Raw genomic sequence first — 15120 nt, 5'->3', positions numbered from 1 at the left:
TACGAAGGGGGCGGTCCGGCCCGCGGCACGCATGATGCCGACAGACACCCCGACGCCAGGCACGATGGCCGCCCTGGTCGCAGCGCGCCGCGCAGCGGATGACAGCGTCTACCTGTTGTTGAATCCCCTGGCGGACTGCGCGCCGGAGCATGGTTTGAGTCTTGCGTCGTTGACCAAGATGTTGGGCGCCGATGCGCTAACGACCGTCGCGCGCCCCGACCTGGCCCACTCGCCAAAGGCATGCCCAGTGCTGGTCCGGTTGGCGGGAAGTGCGGATGTGCCCGCGCCCGAACTCATGGGGCTGGCCCAACGCCTTGCGCAGGCGGACGCCGCCCGCCGCCGTCGCTATGTGTGCGGCTGCCTGCTCAGTCCCCTGGACGGGCAGACGTTGGCCGATCACGTGGCCGCGCGCTGCATGGACTTTTCGGCCGATTCCCCGCGCGGAATGTCGCCATGGTTTGAACCGTTGCGCCTGGAACTGCTGGCCGCGTCCATCCACGCTGAAACGCTGGGGCCGCTGATGTGGCCCATACGCACGTGGTTGTTGCCTAGCAGTTGGGGATCGCTTGCGATGGTGAATGGTTTCCAGCGCAGTACGGGGATTGATGTCGGGATTGGCGTCGGGCGCATTGGCGCCGAGCTCCCCGCGCTTGCCCGACAGACTCAACGTGACGCGCCGCTAATTGCGCAACTGCTGTCGGCCTGGCGCCGATCGCTGCAATTGCCATTGTCGTACGCACCGGGTCGCTGGCAAGGTCCCTCGCTATTGCCTCCGCAGGCCGCCGCACAAGCCTTTCGCTGGATACGCCAAGCCCGGGAAGCCGGGCTGTCAGATACCCGGGACATCATCGTGCTGGCGCTGCATCAAGCCGCAATACACCCGCGCTTACTCGATTACGAACCGCTGCGACTCGCACTTGCCCGTGCAGCGCCCGGCGGTGCGTCCACCGTGCTGGCTGCGTATGGCGACCATGCCTGGCACCGCATTGCCACCCATCTTGACCAAGTAGGTTCCCCGCCATGACCACCAGCAGCCAATTAGCTATTGCCGCCCAAGAGACGTCGCCCCTGCCATTGGGCAGCTGCCCCGCCTGCCGGCGCACCGGCATCCCGATCCTGTTGCTGCGCCCGGCCGTCATTCCCAAGGCAGCATCGTTGCACAGGCACGGCGCAACGACGCACCCCGACTTGCAACAGTCGCTGCGCATTCTACGTAGTGGTTACGTCTACGTGCTGTTGGACCATGAGGTCTGGCAGGCGTACGAAGTCACTGACGCCGGTCACCTGCGTCAATTCGACCCTTACGAGATGGCCAAGGGCCCACCCGCGCTCTTGTCCGAACGCTGCGTCCAAAGCGCGCACGATCTGCCGGCATCTTTTATCGGTATCGACGTCGATATGTACACGACAGCCTGGGTCGCGTACGCGCAAGACCCGTGGCCCGTGGCTGTGCTGGACGCGTACAAGACCGGCGCGGGTGCCGCGAAGGCAGCGGGGGCCTCACAGCCGGCAGCGGGCGCGTCACACGGGACGGCACGCGCGGCACATGCAGTCGCTGGTGCCCAACAGGCGACAGCCAACTCGGACCACGCACTGCGCTTTGTCATCCTGGACCTATCCAAGCTGCGCAAAGAGCCCACGGCGGGAGGCGCGGCGCTGGCGCTGGAACACGCTCACCGCATCGATCGACACATAGCAGAGTACAGCCACGCCGTCCGTGATTTTGGCAGCGTTCATGGCTGGCATTCGCGGGTATTGCAGGCTACGGGCATGCGCAACTATCTGAGGCTGATGGAGCTTCAGCATGATCTGGCCAAGGGCGTGCCCGGGCTGATCCTGCCCGACCCGGTGGGCCTGGCGCAGGAACTGAACAACTTCCGTTTGGCCGCCTACACGCAAAAGCGCATGTGGGCGGAAGAGCCGCAGCGGCGCTATGCGTATCTGACCTCGCAATGTTTGCTGGGCATTGAACAGCTTTACGCCGCCCAGGCCGATGCCGAGATACCGGACAGCCCCACCTACATGCTGGACACGATGCCCAGCGAATCCGGCATGGCGCCGATCTTCCGGGATCTGGCCTTGGAGCGCCGCGAACGCATCGCCTACAAGACCGAGCAGCGGATGGATCGGCTGAAGGAACGCTATTGGGAATCTGACCCGCCCTCCGAGCTAGGCCGCAAGGGCCGCGCCAGTTTTCAAGCGAGCTATGACAAGGAGTCCAAACGGCTGGAGGCAATCATCGATGCCTATGGCGAAGACTGGGCACAGGTTGTGCGCGGCGCAGCCTGGAAGCGGGTGGTAGACCTGGATTACAGCGACACCGATGAACGCTCGCGCCGCCTGCGCCTGCTGATGGTCAGCGCGTGCCTGGACGGCGGCATTACCGATGCGGCGTCTGTGCCGCTCGCCGTTGCGGGTAGCGGCGTTTCCTCCGCCGCCGCCAGTTCGGCTGCGACGGCGAATCCGCCGACTGCCGGACATACGGGTGGTGCTGCCGATCCCGCCCGCACCGACAATCCAGGTCCCACATCGCAGGCTTGGAAGCAGCTATTGTCCGACCCCCACAGCGCCGTCTATCTGGCGTTGAACGGCCAACGCAGCGATCTGCAATCCAGCTTTCTGCCCCTGTTCAGTGCAGGGGCTGGGGGCGGGGCCAACGACGCCGCGAAGAAATACTTCGACGCCGTCAAAAACCTGGTCAGCAGCAAAGAGATCGGCGCCTGGCGCGAAGGCTTGGCGGCGGACGCCGCGGACCAGCTGCTGGCCGCCGTGCACGGCGCCAGCAGCCGACTTCACGCCCAGTTAAACGACGCCACCCGCGCGGCCGTCAACGCCGTGCACGTCGGCGGCGCCTGGCTGTACCGTGGTGCGCAAATGACGCAGGTCGTGATCCAACTGACGGTCAGCGAACTCCTCGCCATTTACGCCGACGAACTGCAACGCGTCGGCGAATCCCTGAACCAAAACACCGGCCGCCGCGTACGCGCTTTCATCTTCGCCGGCCTGATCAGCATCCCGGACCCTGCGTTGCACAAGCTGCTGGTCGACGTGACGATCTGGATGGAAGGCAGCGCGGAGGATATCGCCCAGAGAATAAAAACAATGAGGACCGGCGCGGCGGACGTGTCCGACGCAGCGCGAGACGCCGCGCACAGCATGCAAGCGGCCATTGATGACGTCACGCACAGTACGCGCGCCATGGCGGGCGGCCTGATGCGAAGACTGTCGATAGGCGTCCATCACCTGGAAGCCCCGGTGGCCGACCTGCTGATCGGTCTGGAACTGACCGCCGAACAAGCCCGAGAATTCGCCAAGAACGGCTTCGTCAGCTTGAAGCGTCTGTCGGTAGGCTCGGGCTACGGCGCGCTATCGCTCGTCAGCCTCTACTTTCTGCACGACAGCGTACAAACCAGCCTGGAATCCGCTCGAAACGCGGTGGGCGCGGAGCATGCAGAGGCGATGGCTGCGTTGTACGGAGCGGGCATCGGCATGCTAGGCGCGGGTGTCGAGGCGGGCGGGTTGGCGGTCAGTGTGGCAGGCGAGGCGGTCCAGCCGTTTATGCGGAGGATTGCGAATGCGGAGCTGGGCGTGGTCGCGAAGGCGATTGGGTTGGGGAAGGGGTTGGTGAAAGCGGGTGGGGCGATAGCGGCGTTGGGGGGAGTGGCGGATGGGGTGGGTGCGTTTGCGGCGGGAGGGCGAGCAGCTGCTGTTAGGGATGGAAAAGCAAGGACGACATACACATTTGCTGGGCTAGCCTCGTTTGGTGGAGCTTTCTTTAGTCTGATCGGGGCCGCGACTAAGCCGGTGTTGATGGGACCGCTAGGCATCGGCATAGCGGTCGGGCTTTTAGCGTTCATCTTGTCGCAGAGTGCAAAAGCGCGAGAGTCAGATGCCCTGGAGTTATGGGCTCGTCGTTCGTATTTCGGTCAGGCAGAGCCTAACTTCCGCTGGCTGACGGCAGATCAAATGGATGCCGCGATTTCGGAACTGAATGCCGCACTTATTGGTATGGAGGCGATCCTCGGCTTTCGTTCGGTCGTGCGGCCGATGGACGTCGAGTCGCTTCTGGCGGCCGACATATTGCAAATCCAGGCGTCGGGCGGCATGGAGTCGCGCTCCGAGCTCGGCTATCGAATCGTCCTGCCCGGCTTCGATCCGGAGGTGTCACGCTATGAATTCAAGCTACTTGTAGAGTGCTTCGGGATAGACAAAGTCGGACGACACGCTCCGGCGGCGATGGAAGGCGTGCTCGAGGCCGTTCATCACAACAGCGCCCTAAGTGCTCCGGCTCTCGATGAGTTTCGATGGTTGACGCCTAAAGGCCATGTATTGCCGACTAAGGAAGCGCCAGTTCTAGCTTGCAAATACTGGCTCGAACCCCTACACGGAATCAAGAGTGCTACGGTCAGCATCGCCTATTGGTGTGACAAGGACGATGTCGCCGGCTATGCCAGCATCACAATGACGGAGGTGGCTTAATGGCGCGATCCAAACTTGTTCCGCAGTGTGCGGGATGGAAACGCGATTTGCCGGGGCCTGGTGACCCACCTGTGGTGACACCAAGCATAAGGGCGGATGCGCCGAACCACGTTGACGGCATTTACTTGGAATTGCCCAGGCGTTCGTCCACCATTCGTGGAATTTTGCTGTACGGGGTGGTCTTAATGGGTTATTGCACCGTCGTTGAGGCGCCACGCGCCCTTTTTACGGCGATTTTGCACGCGCTATCAACTTTTAGTTCATCCGATCTGCTTATGGTTCTGGCCGCGCTGCTCGTCGTGGCGCTATGCATCTGGAGCACCGTGCTTGCGTATCGAACCGAAGTCACTCAACCCCGCGACCTCCCCATCCGGTTCAACCGTCTTCGCCGAAAAATCTACGTCTACGGTTTCCACATGGTCTGGTGGAAGCCTTTCTCCCACTGGTACGTCACCACCGCCAGCTACGACTGGGACGACGTTCGCGCGGAAGTCTGGGAGCAATGGGGTGCCTCGTCCAGTGGCACCCTGATGGTCACGTGGGGTGTCTCAATCGCCATCGTCAAACCCGGTACGAACGAAGTTATCGAACGCTTCCACCTCAGCACCTACAACAAGGACCTGGACAATCTCTGGGCCTATGTCTGCACCTACATGCAGCAAGGCCCCGACGCCTTGCCGCCGTGCGACGTCGAACCACGCGATGCGAATGACGTGCCGGCATACAACCTGGCGCTGCGTTGGGCGCCGTTGGTTGAATGGCCGGAGGCAATGGACATCGAATCGCGGAGCGCGCCGTGACGGTGCGGCTAGCGCGGGCAACTGCAGTATCTCGGCCCCAGCGCGGCTCTGTTTCGGCATACGGCGCACTATCGCTTGTCAGCCTCTACTCTTTTCACGACGGCGTGCAAACCTGCCTGGAATCCGCTCGTAGCACGGTGGACGTGGAGCATGCAGAGGCGATGGCAGCGTTGTGTGGAGCGGTCATCGGCATGCTCGGGCGGGTGTCGAGGCGGGCAGGTTGGCGCTCAGTGTGGCCGGCGAGGCGGTCCAGCCGTTTATGCGACGGGTCGCGAATGTCGAGCTTGGCGTGATCGCGAAGGCGATTGGGCTGGGGAAGGGGTTGGTTATAGCCGGTGGCGCGATTGCGGCTTTGGGGGGAGTGGCGGATGGGGTTGGAAGCTTGGGGGCCGCGGGGCGTGCCGATGGGGTGGGGGATGGCGATGCTGGCGAGAAGTACAGAATGTCTGGCGCCATCGCGTTTGGCGGAGCATTTTTTAGCGTGTATGGAGCATTAACCGGGGCGGCGCTGATAGGATCTCTGGGTATTGGTATCGCGGCCGGACTTCTAGCATTCGCCCTGGGCAGGGTCGCCAAAGGCAGAGAGTCGGATGCTCTAGAGCTGTGGTCCCGCCGTTCATACTTCGGTCAGGCAGACGAAGGGTTCCGCTGGGCAACGGCAGATCAAATGGATGCCGCAATCTCGGAGCTGAATGCCGCACTTATCGGTATGGAGGCGATCCTCGGCTTTCATCCTGCAAGAAGGCCAATGGACTTCGATTCGCTCCTGGCGGCCGACGTATTGCAGATCCAGGCAACGGGCGGCATGGAATCGGGATTGGAGCTCGGCTATCGGATCGTACTGCCTGGCTTTGATCCGGAGCATTCATGCTATGAATTCAGGCTTTTTGTAGAGTGCTTCGGGATAGACAAAGTCGGACGACACACTCCGATGCCGGTAGAAGGTGTCCTTGAGGCCGTCCATCACAATAGCGTACGAGGAGCACTTGTTCTGGATGAATTTCGGCGGCTGACGCCTAAAGGCCATCTGTTGCCGACGAAAGAGGCGCCGGTGCTAGCTTGTAATTACTGGCTCGGACCTCTGCACGGGATCAAGAGTGCTACGGTCAGCATTATCTATTGGTATGACAAGGACGATCTTGCCGGTTATGCGAGCGTCACGATGACGGAGGTGGCGTGATGGCGCGTTCTATCTTGACTCCGCAATGCGTGGGATGGCAGCGCGACTTACCCGGGCCCGGCGAAACGCCTGTTGTGAAGCCGAGCCTGAAAGAAAGTGGGCCAAATCACGTTGACGATACCTACTTGGAACTTTCCAGACGTTCTTCCAGCGTACGCGGGGTGTTGCTGTTCGCCGTCATCATCACAGGCTATTGCGCAGTCGTTGAAATGCCTGGGGTCATTTTCAGAACACTCTTACGTGCTTTCGCAAGCATTAATCAAGATGTTCTGTTTAACCTGGTGATTGGGCTCTTCGCAATGGCCCTATGCGCTTGGATCAGTGTGCTCATGTATCGGACCGACGTCACGCAACCCCGCGACCTTCCCATCCGCTTCAACCGTCTCCGCCGAAAAATCTACGTCTATGGTTTCCACATGGTCTGGTGGAAACCCTTCTCCCACTGGTACGTCACCACCGCCAGCTACGACTGGGACGACGTTCGCGCGGAAGTCTGGGAGCAATGGGGAGCCTCGTCCAGCGGCACCCTGATGATCAAGTGGGGCGTCTCAATCGCCATCGTCAAGCCAGGCACGAACGAGGTCATCGAACGTTTCCCCCTCAGCACGTACAACAAAGATCTGGACAATCTCTGGGCCTATGTCTGCACCTACATGCAGCAAGGCCCCGACGCATTGCCGCCGTGCGACATCGAACCACGCGATGCGAATGACGTGCCGGCATACAACCTGGCGCTGCGTTGGGCGCCGTTGGTTGAATGGCCGGAGGCAATGGACATCGAATCGCGGAGCGCGCCGTGATCCGCGATACCAGAGTGAATCAAGCCCGCGAAATAGCCAGAGGCTGATCCCTCTGGTGCCTTACTTCCAGCCACGGCCCGCCGCCTTCCTCCACGCCTCACTTCGCGATGCGCGCATCCAGACTGTTATCCGCCAGCGCCTTCGCCTGATCTTGCGTCATGCCCAAATGTTCATGCAGCGCCTGAAAATTCTCGGTCACATACCCGCCGAAATAAGCCGGATCATCCGAATTCACGGTGACCTTCACGCCCGCGTCCAGCAGCGACAGGATGTTGTGGTCGCGCATGTGTTCGAAGACGCGTAGCCGGGTGTTGGATAGCGGACAGACGGTCAGGGGGATCTGTTCGTCGATCAGCCGCGCGATCAGGTTCGGGTCTTCGGCAGCGCGCACGCCGTGGTCCACGCGCAGCACCTTCAACAGGTCCAGCGCTTCCCAGATGTACTCGGGCGGGCCTTCTTCGCCCGCATGCGCCACGGCGGGCAGCCCTTCGGCGCGGGCGCGGTCGAAGACGCGCTGGAACAAACGCGGCGGGAAACCTTTTTCGCTGCTGTCCAGGCCGACGGCGATGAATGCGTCGCGAAAGGGCAGGGCCTGTTCCAGCGTGCGCATGGCTTGCTCTTCGGGCAGGTGGCGCAGGAAGCTCAGGATCAGTCCGCTGGATACGCCCAACTGCTTGCGGCCGTCTTCCAGTGCGCGGCTGATGCCATCCAGCACGACCTGGAACGGAATACCGCGATCGGTGTGCGTTTGCGGATCGAAGAAGGGTTCGGTGTGCACCACGTTCTGCTCGCGGCACTTCAACAGGTAGGCCCAGGTCAGGTCGTAGAAGTCCTGCTCGGTGCGCAGCACGTCCGCGCCCATGTAATACAGGTCCAGAAATTCTTGAAGGTTGCCGTAGTTGTAGGCGCCGCGCAGCGCATCGATGTCGGGCCAGGGCAGCGCAACACCGTTGCGTTGCGCCAGCTGGAACAGCAGCTCGGGTTCCAGCGAGCCTTCCAGGTGCAGGTGCAGTTCCGCCTTGGGCAGTGCGTTGAGCCAGTCGTACATGGGTGCTCCGAAAAAAAGGGGCGTGTTCAGAAAAAGAGGATCGGCGAAAAGTGCCGGCGTTATAACGAACGATCACGCGGCCAGCGCGATGTCGTCCGCTTCGATGGCCTGCGCCAGATGCGCCGCGAAAGCGCGGGCCTGTCGGGTGCTGGGGCGGTCGCGCCGCCAGATCGCGGCAAGCGGGGACTTCTTGATCGCGGGGCGCGCGGGCAGCACGACCAGTTCGCCGCGAGCCTGGCGCACCGTGGCCACGCTGCCGGGCAGCATCCACAGGTAGTGCCCGTCCAGCAGCATTTCGCGGCCAAACTCCAGGGACAGGGCGCCGATCATATCCGGAATCGCCAAACCGGCCTGGCGCAGGGACATTTCCAGCTCGCCTCGGATACGGCTTCCAGGCAACGCGGTGATCCAGGGGTAAGCCACATAGTCAGCCAGCGTCGTGCCCGCCACCCCGGCCAACGGATGGTGCGTGGCGCAACCGAGCACGACGGCGTCTTCCAGCAAGGTGGTGGAACGATAGATCTGCGGGTTGACGGTGGACGAAAATCGGCTGATCAGCACGTCCAGCGCGCCCGCGTCCAGGTCTTCGATCAGGCGTTCGTGCGTGCCGATCTCGATGGTCAGCGTGATGCGCGGATAGGCTTGCCGAAACGAGCGCGCCGCCTGCGCCACCGGCCAGCCGGCAAACATCGAGAAGCAGCCGACGGTCAGACTGCCTTCGTCGCCGCGCGACACGGCGGCCAGGTCGATCTCTGCCTTGCGAAAATCCGTCAGCAGCAGGCGGGCGTGGCGGCACATCGCCTCGCCCAGCGGCGTGCAGGTGGTGCCCTTGGCCGTGCGCTCGAACAGGCGCGCGCCCACCAGCTCCTCGATCTCGGCGATGGCGCGCGACAAGCCGGATTGCGTGCTGTGCAGCTGCGCCGCCGCTTTGGACAGGTTGCCCAGCTCGGAGACGGTCAGCACGATTTCCAGGTGCCGGATGCGAAGTTTGCCTCGGAACGGTGTCATGGTGCCTGGCCGGTGGAGATGTGCCGATTATTCTCCGCCGCGCACCGCTTGGCAACGGCGGGGCGGGTTTCAGATATAGTTCAGCGCCGATCCCGGCTGGACGCGCGCAACCATGAATTCATCCCTATTTTCCGCCCAACCGCTTGCTACGCCCTGCGCGAGCCGCGCGCGTTCGCTTGTCCGCATGGGGGCGGCCGGCCTGTTGACGTTGACCTTGGCCGCTTGCGGCGTGTCGCGCGTGGATGAAGTGGCCGTCACGTGGCCGTCGTTCAAAAGCGGCGAGCCGGTGGTGCTGCCTTCGGACCCCGCGCAATGTCCGGAGCTGGCGGGCACCTATCGCGCCCGGGGCGAATTGCGCGCGGGCGAAGAAAACGGGGCGTTAAAGGACTTGCGCACCTTCTTCCTGTATCCGCTGGGCTTGCCGGGCATGCGCGAATCGCTGCTGCCGGAATGGCGGTTGACGGATCAGGCGACTGTGTCACTGGTGGCCGAAGCCCGGGGCTGGAGCGTGCTGGCGCTGGACGGGCAGGGCTCGCGCTCCGCCGCGCGGCTGCCGATGCAGGACGGCGCGCAGGACATGACGGCCATGCCGGGCGATGCGCGTTTGAACATGCCCGACGGCATCCGGCGCTACACCGGCTGCACCCAGGGCAGGTTATGGGTCAGCGTGCGGCACGATTGGCGCCAGCATGAAGCCATGGGTGTGCGACGCCACGTGGCAATGTTTCGACCCCAGGACGGCGGCCTGCTGGTGACGGTGCAGCGCGAGTCTGACAGCATCGGCTTGCTGCCGTGGTATTCCAACGAAAGCAGTGTGTCGCAATATTGGTTCGCGCCGCTTCAGCCCTGATTTTCATCCCGTATTTCATGCCCCCATGACTCGTAAAAACCTGCTTATCGTTGCCTTGGTCTTCATCGCCTTCATCCTGCTGACCGCGTTGTTCTGGCGGCAGCAGTTTGCACATAACCCGCCTTCGCTGCGCGGCATGATCGAAGACCCGGTGGGCAATGACGCGCACGTGTATGGCGAGTCGCCGCGTCAGGACGCCCTGGCGCAGCGCGCCTTGCTGGCCGATGCGCAGCGCGGCAATCCCGATGCGCAATACGTGCAGGCGATGATTCTGGAACAGACGGATATGAAAGCCGCACTGCACTGGTACGAAGCCGCCGCCGCGCAAGGCCTGGAGGCGGCCATCGAACGCTTGCAGCAGCTGCGCGGCGACGCGGCGCCTCGGTAGATAGCAGTGGATACGCCCGGCGCGAAGCGACCTGAAGCCGCATCCACCAGCGTGGGGCTTGAGCCGGGCGTAGACGACCACGCACCCGGCGGCGCCGGCCAGTCAGCGTATCCCCAGGCTGACGTCTCGCGCGCCCGTTTCATAGCGGGGCCGCTCGGGCCGCATGTGCTTGAAATGGTGTTGACCGGCTGGGCCAGCATGCTGGCCGTCTTCGCTGTGGAATTCCTGTCGTTGCTGTATCTGGGCACCTTGCAGGACGAAGCCGTGATGGGCGCGGTGGGCTTTGGGTCGATGACGCAGTTCACGATCACGTCCGTGTGCATCGGCGTCACCGTGGGCGGCGCCGCGCTGGTGTCGCGCGCACTGGGCGCGGGCAATGCGCCGCGCGCGCGCACGTTGGCCGGTGCGTCGCTCATCTTGATGGCAGGGTCCGCGCTGGCGGCCGGTGTCCTCTTTTTGGCGGCAATCGGCCCGTTCACGGCGGCGATCAATTTGGCGCCCGACATGCGCGAACACCTGTTGTCCTACGTGCTGATCACGACGCCGTTCGCAGCGGTGATGGGCATCGGCATGATGTTGTCCAACCTGCTGCGGGCATCGGGGCGCGGCAGGCAGTCCATGTGGGTGCTGTTGGCAGGCACGACGACGGTGGCGGTGCTGGATCCCATCGTCATCTTCGTGCTGGACGGCGGCATGCAAGGCATTGCGTGGGCGGGCGGGGTGGGGCGCATGGCCACCGTGGCGTTGGGCGGCTGGTTGGTGTTCCGCAAGCATCGCCTGGTGGCTTGGCCTGGGCGGGCCGCGCTGCTTGGCGACCTGGCCGCCATAGGCAGGATCGCGCTGCCGGCCGCATTGACCGCGCTGGCGACGCCAGCGGCCGTGATCTTCACCGTGTCGACCTACGCCACGTTTGGCCCCAGCGTCATGGCGGGGGCGACGGTGGTCGACCGCGTGCTGCAACTGGCTTATTCGCTTTACTTCGTGCTGCCCGGCGCGATAGGCCCCATTCTTGGACAGAACCTGGGCGCGGGCCAATGGGACCGTGTCAGGCAGGCGGTAAGCCTGACGTCGCGCTGGGCTGTGGTGTATGGCCTGGGTGCGGCGACCTTGCTGGCGCTGGCCGCGCCGTGGGTGGCCGACCTGTTCCGCATGACGGGGCCGGGGCGTGAGCTGGTGATTTTCTTTTGCCGCTACGGCAGCTTCGCCTGGGCAGTAAACAGCCTGTTCTTCGTGTCGATCGCCGTGTTCAACAACCTGGGGTACGCCACGTATTCGACGATGATCGGTTGGCTGCGGTCCACGGTAGGCACGATCCCGTTTGTGTGGCTGGGCGCGCACTATGGTGGCGCCGAGGGCGTGCTGCTGGGACAGGCGCTGGGCTTTGCGGTGTTCAGCCTGATTGCGATGGCGGTCTGCCTGCGTGTGTTGCGCGCGCCGCCGGTCGATAAAGCGCAGTCCCACGCGGCCTGACGTCAGGCGGGGCGGCAAGGGGCGACGCAAAAACATCACTGCGCCGCGTTCGATTTCGGCGGCCGGTCGCGGTACGATCCGGGCTGACTTGGATTTTTCAGGAATACCATGCGTCTGCGTTCTTCACGCCCTCGAATCGATTCCCCTGGCCTGTCGCGCCTTGTGTTGGCGGCGGCCATCATCGCCGTCGCGGGCGCTGCTCAGGCGCAATCGCCTGCGTCCGCCACCGGCACGCGCGTGCAGAGCGCACCTGCGCCGGCCCAGCCGCCGCTGACGCCCAAGCGCAGCTTTGACGACGTTGTTGCCGAGCAGGAAGCCACAAAGGCCGGCACCGCAACGCCCGCGCCGGCCCCCGCGTCGGCGCCCGCTGCCGCTCCGGCCGCTGCCGCTCCGGCCGCTGCTGCTCCGGCCGCTGCCGCTCCGGCCGCTGCCGCTCCGGCCGCCGCTGCTCCGGACGCCGCTGCTACGCCGGCCACTGCGACGCCCGCTGCGGCCCCCGCCGCTAGCGGGACGCCCGCTACTGCCGCGCCTGCAGCCGCGCCTGCCGCCGCCGCGCCGACGGTCATCATTCCGACCGAGCTGGACACGAAGGCGTGTATCGCCAAGTTGCGCAAGGGTGCCGCCGCCAATGGCCTGACCGTGGCGGATTGGGATAAATACACAGCCAGCGCCAAGCTTCTGCCCACTACCGTTGCGTCCGCCAAGGGCCAGCCCGAAGGGCGCGAAAGCTGGTGGGACTACATCGCCAAGACCGTGGACGACGAACGCGTCAATGACGGCCTGGCGGTGATGAAGAAGGTGGGCCCGCAACTGGCCACCATCAGCCAGCAATACCAGGTGGACCCCGCCACGCTGGTGGCGATTTTTGGTATTGAAACGAACTACGGCCGGCAGATCGGCAAGACCGACGTGCTGAACGCCTGGTTGACGCGCGCCTGCACGGAAAACAAAACGCTGTGGGAAAAAAACGCCTACGCCTCGGTGCGTCTGCTGCGTGACGGCACGGTGCCGGCGGACAGCTTCGTGGGTTCCTGGAGCGGCGCTTTCGGGATGACGCAGTTCATTCCGACGTCCTTCTACGAACTGGCCGCCGATGGCGACGGCGATGGCCGCATCGATCTTTACAATTCGCTGCCTGACGCGCTGGCGTCTACCGCCAACCATCTGCGCAAGCGCCGCGCCAAGTGGACGCATGGGCTGCCGGCCGTGGTGGAAGTGCGCGTGCCGGCCGAATTGGCCGCCGCCATCCCTCCTGAACCGGACGCGGAGTATGTGGGCTCGCAAGACCGCCGCACGATTGCCCAATGGGCGCAGGCCGGCTTGAAGCAGGGTGATGGGTCGGTGCTGAAGCTGCCGTCGGGCAATGACGAGCAAGCCTATCTGTTCGCGCCCACCGGCGCCAAGGGGCCGGTGTTTCTGGCGACGGTGAACTTTGACGCCATCCTGCATTACAACCAGTCGCGCCGTTATGGGCTGGCGGTGTCGTTGCTGCTGAACCGCTTGCAGGGCCGCCCGGGCATCATCGCGGCGTGGCCGACAGATGACCCCGGCCTGTCGCGCGCCGAGATCAAGCAGTTGCAAGAAGAGCTGTACGGCCGGGGCTACGACGTGGGCGAGGCGGACGGCATACCCGGCGCCAAGACCCGCGACGCGGTGCGCGCCGAACAGGAACGCCGCAACCTGCCGCAAGATGGCCGGGTGGGCAAACGCATTCTGGATGCGCTGAAGGCCGACAAGCCCGACGCCCTGCGCGCGCGGCCCGCGAAGTAAGCCCGCCGTACCGGGGCGGCTACTGTCATGCGTCGCCTTGCGCCGCTATGATGTAGCCGCCCCGTTTTCTTTTCGACTGTCATGCCGCACGCCGCATTTCCTGACGTTTTCCTGACACCCCGCTTGCGCGCCGAGCGCATGCGTCAGTCGCACCTGTCGTTCATCACGCAGATGCATGCCAATGCGGACGTGATGGCCACCATGGGCGGTACGCGCGACGCCGCCGCCAGCCGGTTGTACTTGGCGCAAAACGTGGCCCATTGGCTGGACCATGGCTACGGCATGTATGTGCTGCAAACCCGGGAGCATGGCGCGTTGGCAGGGCGCGCCGGCCTGAAGTTCACGCTTACCGATGAAGGCGGCGCCATCGAGCTTGCCTACGCGTTCGAGCCGGATTGCTGGGGCCGGGGTTACGCCGTCGAGATCTCAACGGCGCTGGTCGGATTGGGTTTCAGGCTGCTGCCGGTGGACACGTTGTGCGCGGTCGCGATCCGATCCAACGCGGCATCGCGCCGGGTGTTGGAAAAGATCGGCATGCGCCTGCTTGGCGATGTGGAGGCGGCAACTGACAACGCCAACAACGCCAACGCCAAGCCCGACTCCAACACCAAGGTCCGCTACGAGATTCACCGCAGGCAATGGCGCGACCAGCAAGACGTGGCCGATGCAAATACAGCGTTGCCGTCGCGTTAACATCCGGCCATGAGCACCCGCCTACCGACCCCGCCCGACGACGATCCCATCCCCGTCCCGCCGGAACCGCCCGCGCCGGATGAATGCTGCAACAGCGGCTGCATCCCCTGCGTGTACGACCGGTATGACGAAGCCATGGAAAACTATCGCCAGGCCTTGAAAGCCTGGCGTAGCCGTCATGAGGCGGTCAGCCCGCCAGCTTCATGTGAATGATGGGGAAGGGGCGGCCGGCGTCATCGTGCGCCGAGCGGCCGGTGTCGACGAACCCGTAGTGCTTGTAGAAGCCATGCGCCTGCGGGTTTTGTTCATTGACGTCCACCAGCAGCGTGCCATGCAGTGAACGGGCAAAGTTCAGCAGGCGGCGGCCCGCGCCCTTGCCGCGCTTGCTGGCATCCACGAACAGCATGTCGACCTTGTTGCCCGTCAGCCCCATGAAGCCGGCGATGTCGCCGTCTTCGTCTTCGCAGACCCACACCCGCACGGACGGCAGGTAAGTGTTGAGGACCTGCGGGTACATGCCCTGGATTTCTTTTTCGGTCAGGAAGGAATGCGTGGCGCGCACCGAACGGAGCCAGATGTCCGCCAGGGCCAGGTCGTCGCCGTGATTGCGTTCTCGGATATTCATTTCTTATTG

14 protein-coding genes are annotated in these 15120 nt (G+C 63.9%); 11 read left to right on the top strand and 3 right to left on the bottom strand.

Annotation, left to right across the window (positions count from 1 at the left end):
* Positions 1–64 precede the first annotated feature (64 nt).
* The 5 genes from DVB37_RS17295 (at position 65) to DVB37_RS28735 (ending at position 7259) form a co-directional block, all read left to right on the top strand.
* Positions 65–1024 (top strand): hypothetical protein, encoded by a 960-nt coding sequence (locus tag DVB37_RS17295; RefSeq protein WP_120156306.1) that lies wholly within the window; start codon positions 65–67, stop codon positions 1022–1024.
* Complete coding sequence (locus tag DVB37_RS17290; RefSeq protein ID WP_120156305.1) at positions 1021–4479, top strand: T6SS effector BTH_I2691 family protein; 3459 nt, start codon at positions 1021–1023, stop codon at positions 4477–4479. Before DVB37_RS17295 ends, DVB37_RS17290 begins: the two co-directional genes overlap by 4 nt.
* A gap of 125 nt (positions 4480–4604) precedes the next feature.
* Positions 4605–5279 carry a DUF6708 domain-containing protein gene (locus DVB37_RS28740; protein WP_240433911.1) on the top strand — a complete coding sequence of 225 codons (675 nt, stop codon included), beginning with the start codon at positions 4605–4607 and terminating at the stop codon, positions 5277–5279.
* A 442-nt stretch (positions 5280–5721) separates the two neighbouring features.
* Positions 5722–6459, top strand: a complete 738-nt coding sequence (locus DVB37_RS17280) for a hypothetical protein (protein WP_162941239.1) — start codon at positions 5722–5724, stop codon at positions 6457–6459.
* Positions 6459–7259 (top strand): DUF6708 domain-containing protein, encoded by an 801-nt coding sequence (locus tag DVB37_RS28735; RefSeq protein WP_240433910.1) that lies wholly within the window; start codon positions 6459–6461, stop codon positions 7257–7259. Before DVB37_RS17280 ends, DVB37_RS28735 begins: the two co-directional genes overlap by 1 nt.
* A gap of 97 nt (positions 7260–7356) precedes the next feature.
* Here DVB37_RS28735 and DVB37_RS17270 read toward each other — a convergent pair whose 3' ends face one another.
* Complete coding sequence (locus DVB37_RS17270; RefSeq protein WP_120156301.1) at positions 7357–8307, bottom strand: adenosine deaminase; 951 nt, start codon at positions 8305–8307, stop codon at positions 7357–7359.
* A gap of 72 nt (positions 8308–8379) precedes the next feature.
* Positions 8380–9315, bottom strand: coding sequence for a LysR family transcriptional regulator (locus DVB37_RS17265; RefSeq protein ID WP_120156300.1), 936 nt, complete (start codon positions 9313–9315; stop codon positions 8380–8382).
* Between the two features lie 112 nt (positions 9316–9427).
* Here DVB37_RS17265 and DVB37_RS17260 point away from each other — a divergent pair, with 112 nt between their 5' ends.
* The 6 genes from DVB37_RS17260 to DVB37_RS17235 all read left to right on the top strand — a co-directional run bounded on the left by DVB37_RS17260 (position 9428) and on the right by DVB37_RS17235 (position 14699).
* Positions 9428–10165, top strand: coding sequence for a hypothetical protein (locus DVB37_RS17260; protein WP_240433909.1), 738 nt, complete (start codon positions 9428–9430; stop codon positions 10163–10165).
* Positions 10166–10190: 25 nt separating this feature from the next.
* Positions 10191–10553: a hypothetical protein gene (locus tag DVB37_RS17255; protein WP_104144361.1), complete on the top strand. Its 363-nt coding sequence runs from the start codon at positions 10191–10193 to the stop codon at positions 10551–10553.
* Positions 10554–10559: 6 nt separating this feature from the next.
* A complete protein-coding gene (locus DVB37_RS17250; protein ID WP_240433908.1) occupies positions 10560–12023 on the top strand; it encodes an MATE family efflux transporter in 1464 nt (487 codons plus the stop codon).
* Between the two features lie 108 nt (positions 12024–12131).
* Entirely contained in the window at positions 12132–13793 is a 1662-nt protein-coding gene (locus tag DVB37_RS17245; protein ID WP_120156297.1) for a lytic murein transglycosylase, read from the top strand.
* A gap of 138 nt (positions 13794–13931) precedes the next feature.
* The gene (locus DVB37_RS17240; RefSeq protein WP_240433907.1) at positions 13932–14486 is read left to right on the top strand and encodes a GNAT family N-acetyltransferase; all 555 of its coding nucleotides are present in this window, start codon (positions 13932–13934) and stop codon (positions 14484–14486) included.
* Between the two features lie 9 nt (positions 14487–14495).
* Positions 14496–14699, top strand: coding sequence for an oxidoreductase-like domain-containing protein (locus tag DVB37_RS17235; protein ID WP_082134625.1), 204 nt, complete (start codon positions 14496–14498; stop codon positions 14697–14699).
* On the opposite strand, the gene DVB37_RS17230 is transcribed toward DVB37_RS17235, so the two are convergent.
* On the bottom strand, positions 14674–15111 hold the full coding sequence (locus tag DVB37_RS17230; protein ID WP_120156295.1) for an acetyltransferase: 438 nt from the start codon (positions 15109–15111) through the stop codon (positions 14674–14676). The two genes, DVB37_RS17235 and DVB37_RS17230, sit on opposite strands and share 26 nt — an antisense overlap.
* Between the last annotated feature and the right edge of the window lie 9 nt (positions 15112–15120).

The sequence above is a fragment of the Achromobacter sp. B7 genome, assembly GCF_003600685.1.
GTDB lineage: Bacteria > Pseudomonadota > Gammaproteobacteria > Burkholderiales > Burkholderiaceae_B > Achromobacter > Achromobacter spanius_B.
The sequence above is the reverse complement of the archived record's forward strand: the minus strand, read 5'-3'. Positions and strand labels throughout refer to the sequence as shown.